Source organism: Roseateles sp. P5_B10, assembly GCF_056400485.1.
This window is the reverse complement of sequence record NZ_JBFULE010000395.1, coordinates 1-4803: the sequence shown is the minus strand read 5'-3', so window position 1 is coordinate 4803 and position 4803 is coordinate 1. Positions and strand designations below refer to the sequence as shown.

4 protein-coding genes are annotated in these 4803 nt (G+C 68.0%); 3 read left to right on the top strand and 1 reads right to left on the bottom strand.

Annotated features, from left to right (window positions below):
* From AC1DU6_RS20250 to AC1DU6_RS20240, 3 genes are all read left to right on the top strand, one after another.
* The coding region (locus AC1DU6_RS20250) for a glycoside hydrolase family 16 protein (protein ID WP_477859160.1) at positions 1-1585 on the top strand (1585 nt) is incomplete at its 5' end.
* A gap of 53 nt (positions 1586-1638) precedes the next feature.
* On the top strand, positions 1639-2298 hold the full coding sequence (rpiA, locus tag AC1DU6_RS20245; RefSeq protein WP_477859158.1) for a ribose-5-phosphate isomerase RpiA: 660 nt from the start codon (positions 1639-1641) through the stop codon (positions 2296-2298).
* Positions 2299-2302: 4 nt separating this feature from the next.
* Positions 2303-2875 (top strand): hypothetical protein, encoded by a 573-nt coding sequence (locus AC1DU6_RS20240; RefSeq protein ID WP_477859156.1) that lies wholly within the window; start codon positions 2303-2305, stop codon positions 2873-2875.
* Positions 2876-2886: 11 nt separating this feature from the next.
* Here the strand turns inward: AC1DU6_RS20240 and AC1DU6_RS20235 are convergent, their stop codons facing one another.
* Entirely contained in the window at positions 2887-4443 is a 1557-nt protein-coding gene (locus AC1DU6_RS20235; RefSeq protein WP_477859154.1) for a M4 family metallopeptidase, read from the bottom strand.
* Positions 4444-4803: the final 360 nt, after the last annotated feature.

Here is a 4803-nt window from a genome sequence, read left to right as displayed (position 1 = left end):
CGGCTACGGCAACCAGGAGCTGGAGTACTACCGCCCCAACAACCTCAGCATCGTCAACGTGCCTTTCGAGCCCGCCACGCGGGCCCTGGCCATCACGGCCAAGCGCGAGGTGATGGGCGCCAACCAGTTCACCTCCGGCAAGCTGGACTCGGCGGGCAAGGTGCAGGTCAAGTACGGGATGATCGAAATCCGCGCGGCCACGCCGTCGGTCGGCGTCGGCCTGTGGCCGGCCCTGTGGCTGCTGGGCACCAGTCCGCAGGCCTGGCCGCGCAAGGGCGAGATCGACATCATGGAGCAGGGCGGCCGCCAGCCCGCGGGCCTGCCCGCCGTGTCGCCGGACCAGTTCGTCGGTTCCAACGTCATCACCTTCAACCAGGCCGCCTGCGTGCCCGGCAACGAAAGCTGCGCCGCGTCCACTGCCTGGCAGACCAAGAGCTGGGTCACGCCCACGCGCTCGTTGGCCAACCGCTTCGTGCTATATCGCCTGTATTGGACTGACACGCAGATCCGCTTCACGCTGGTGGACAACGGCCGTGAACTTGACATRTACAAGGCGCCCATCTCCACGGTGGGTTCGCCAGCGCTGCAGGAGCCGTTCTATCTGCTGATGAACATGGCTGTCGGCGGCAACTTCACGCCGGCCGCCACGCCTGCGCAGATCACCGCGCCGTTGCCCGCGACGATGTACGTGGACTATGTGCGTGTCTATGAGCTGGACGGCAAGGGCGAGGTCAAGCTGGGCGTCGGCATCACGCCGGAGGCCGGCAAGTTCGGCGTGTTCACCGACAACACGCCTGTCAACAACAGCCAGGCGCTCGGCACGTCGGCGGACTTCTTCATCTGGAACACCGGTTCCATGGGTGGCGGCAACATCCCGGCGTTTGAGGGGTCCAACGTGCTGGCGCTGAACTACTTCGCGCCGGGGCAGTGGTTCGGCGGTGCCGTCCAGTCGCGCCAGGTGCACGACATGAGCGGCTTCCGTGGCGGCAACATCAAGCTGAAGATCAAGGCGCCGGCCAATGTCGCCTTCAAGATCGGCATCCTGGACACCTACACCAACCACAGCTGGGTGACCTTCCCCGCCAACACCACCGCCTATGGCCTGGTGCGCAACGGCGAGTGGGGCACGGCCACCATCCCTGTGGCCGAGATCGCCGGCCCCCTGGTGGCGCTGCAGTCCATGAACTCGCTGTTCGAGTTCCTCAGCGTGGACGGCTCCAATCCGGCCGCGTCCTTCCAGATGGCCTTCGACGACATCATCTGGGACTCGGGCGTGGCGGCTGTGAACGCCGTGGCCGTGACGGCGCCGGCGCTTGCCAAGACGGCCGCCGTGCCGACGGCCTCGACGCAGGCCGGTGCGACCACCCTCGAACTCGCCGCCAACGCGACGGGCTGGGTGGACGCGCACTACACGGTCAACGGYGGCGAGACCCGGACCGTGCGCATGCGCCAGGACGGCGCTGCCAGCCGGTACACGCTGGGAGGGCTGAAGAAGGGTGACGTCGTGGAATACCGATTCACGTCCTGGGACAGCAGGAGCCAACTGGCCACCGATTCGGCGGTCAGGAGCGTGGTGATGAAGTGAGCCGGACCGGGATCGGCATTGTTCTCCGCGCCGATCCCGGACAATCCGGGCCCATGACTCAAGACCAGCTCAAGCAACTCGTCGGCCGCGCGGCTCTGGACCAGGGTCCCGCCGGCCCGATCCTCGGCGTCGGCACCGGCTCCACGGTGGACTGTTTCATTGATGCGCTCGCGGCCAGCGGTATCGCCATCCCCGGTGCGGTGTCGAGCTCGGAGCGCTCGACGCAGCGCCTCATCAAGCATGGAATCCCCGTGCTGAATGCGATCGAGGTGGAGCGGCTGGCCGTCTACATCGATGGCGCCGACGAGATCGATGGCCAGGGCTTCATGGTCAAGGGCGGTGGTGCCGCGCTGACGCGCGAGAAGATCGTGGCGGATCTGGCCGACCAGTTCGTCTGCATCGCCGACGAATCCAAGCTCGTGCAGACCCTGGGCAAGTTTCCGCTGCCTGTCGAGATCGTCCCGATGGCCGCCGCCCAGCTGGCGCGCCGTTTTGCCAAGCTCGGCGGCGAGGCCAGGCTGCGGGCCGGCGTCGTCACCGACAACGGCGGCCACATCCTCGACGTGACGGGCCTGTCCATCACCGACCCGCTGGCTTTCGAGGCCGAGGTCAGCCAGTGGCCGGGCGTCGTCACCGTCGGCGTGTTCGCCCGCCACAAGGCCAGCGTCTGTCTGCTCGGCGGTGCCGACGGCGTGAAGACCCTGAAGTTCTGACCGCATGCCGCGCGAGCCCCTCGGCTTCGATGCGGCATCGCACGAGAGGCACCATTGGTGGCGCAGCCTGCTGTTCAAGCTGGCCGTGTGCGGCGCCGCAACGGCGCTGCTGTGGTGGGCGAGCGGCTGGGCCGGCATGCTGGTGGCGCTGATGCTGTGGGGCCGTGCCTTCGCGTCCGATCTTGTTGCCCTGGGCGAAACGGTCGGGCGGGGCCTGAAGGCACTGGCCTTCCGGCCCGTGCAGGGACGCTACTACGCCTTCAAGGGCCACCGCATTCGTGTGCTGGACGATGACATCGAGCGCCACCGCTGGATCGCGCTGGAGGATTTGTCGACGGCCCTGGGTGCGCCGATGCCGGCCGCATCGCTGCGGCGTCGCCATCCACAGTCGGTGCGCGAGCAACGCGACGGTAGCTATGTGCTCGATGAGGTCGTCCTGACCTGGCTGCGCGAGCAGCGCGGGGATCGCGCCGGGCGGTTGGCGCACTGGGTGGAACGTGAGGTCTGGTACCCGGCACGCGGCCGCAAGGCCAGCTACGCCCAGAAAAAAGGGGCGTCCGAAGACGCCCCCGATTGAGCCCGCTCGGCTCAGTTCCTGCCGACAGCGCTCCAGGCAGAGGCCACGGCATTCGCCTCGGCGCTGCCAGTCCCGTAGAGCTCATTGGCGGCGGCGATGGTGCCACTGCGTGCGCCGGCGTAGTTGGTGGACGAAGTGAACTTCGTCGTCAGCGCCCGGTACCAGATCTTGGCGGCCTTGTCCCGGCCGATGCCCGTCAGCGAGCCCGCGCCGGTGGCGACGCGGGTGTTGCCGGCCACGCAGGTCGGGCTGTTGCCGTAGGCACTGTTGGTGCCTTCGGCGAGCAGGAAGAAGAAGTGGTTGGTCACGCCCGAGCTGTAGTGCACGTTGAGATTGCCCACGCCCGAGTACCAGCAGTCCGCCGATGCACCGTCGGCGCTGGGCTTGACCATGCTGCGCAAGGCCCCGCCGCCCACCATGATCTTCTCGCCGATCAGGTAGTCGCCCGGGTCGCTGGCATTGGCGGCGTAGAACTCGACCATGGTGCCGAAGATGTCGGAGTTGCCCTCGTTGAGGCCGCCGGACTCGCCGGAATAGGTCAGGTTGGCCGTGCGGCTGGTGACGCCGTGGCTCATCTCGTGGCCGGCCACGTCCAGGGACACCAGCGGCTTGATGCTGGTGCCGTCGCCATCGCCGTAGGTCATGCAGAAGCAGGAGTCCGACCAGTAGGCATTGGCGTAGTTGCGGCTGTAGTGGACGCGGTTGTAGGCACCCTTGCCGTCATTGGCGATGCCGTTGCGGCCATGCACGTTCTTGTAGTAGTCCCAGGTCATGGCCGTGCCGTACTGCGCATCGGCGCCAGCGCTGGCGGCGTCACTGGTCGCGTTGTTGCCCCAGCTGTTGTCGGCGTCGGTCATGACGCTGCCACCGTTCTTGCGGCCGCCCATGCTGATCGTGTAGGTGCCGCCGCGGCTCGGGTCGCGCAGCTCGTAGCCGCCGCTGATGCTGTTGGTCGTCAGGGCCACGTTGCCGCTGTACAGCGTCTTGCCCGTGCCGTTGGCGGCCGCGGTGTGGATGTCGTCCCAGGCGTCGAGCTGGCGGGCATCCAAGGCGTCGACGATCACATGCTTCTCGAACGGCGTGCCATCGGCGCTTTCTCCGGAGACGGGCACGTCCCAGGCCAGGGCGGGCGCCTGGTCGCGGGCATAGATGACGAGTTCGGGTTTGCCGGCATCGCCGTCCATCGTGCGCAGCACGGCCATGGCGGCGCGATTGGCGTTCAGGGCCGGCTTGGTGGCGATGCCGTCCAGGCGCCAGCGCAGGTTGTGGTGCATGGCGCGCAGGGTGCCGAAGCGGTCGGTCTGCACGATGAGGTCGCCGCCGATGACGCGCAGGCCCGCGACGCTGCGGTCCAGGCGCACATGGCTGCCGCCGTCGCTGTCGATGACGATGTCGCGCACGCTGTAGCTGTGCTCGCTGCCGTGCAGGCTGAGTCCGGGAAACTGGCGCACATGGCCTTCGGCGCGGCTCTTCAGTGCGTTGGCGTCGGCGCGATTGGACTGGGCCTGGGCCAAGGTGGCCGAGAGTGCCACGCTCAGCAGCGCGAGGCGAAAGATCGGGCGAAACATCGGGAGCTCCTGGTTTGTTGGAAAGCGCGGCGGGTCTGCCGCAGGGTGCGCCGGTGCGGCGCTGGCATGACTTTGCTCACCCATGCCGCCGCGCGGGCTGGGAACATCCCGGGTGTGGCGCTGGGGCGCAACAAGCCGGGCGACCTTTGGCGTTTCAGGCTGTAAGGGCGGCTCCCGCCACGCTGGGCGCCGGCGGTCGCGTCCCTGAACGAGGGACGGGCGGCCCCTGATTCCCAAAAGCAAAGAGCCGGGCATTGCCCGGCTCCCGTTCAATGGCGCTGCGTGGCGCGGCTCAGAAGGTCTCCCAATCGCCGTCGTCCTTCGCCGGCGCTGGCGCGGGGGCAGGGCGCGGCGCAGCTG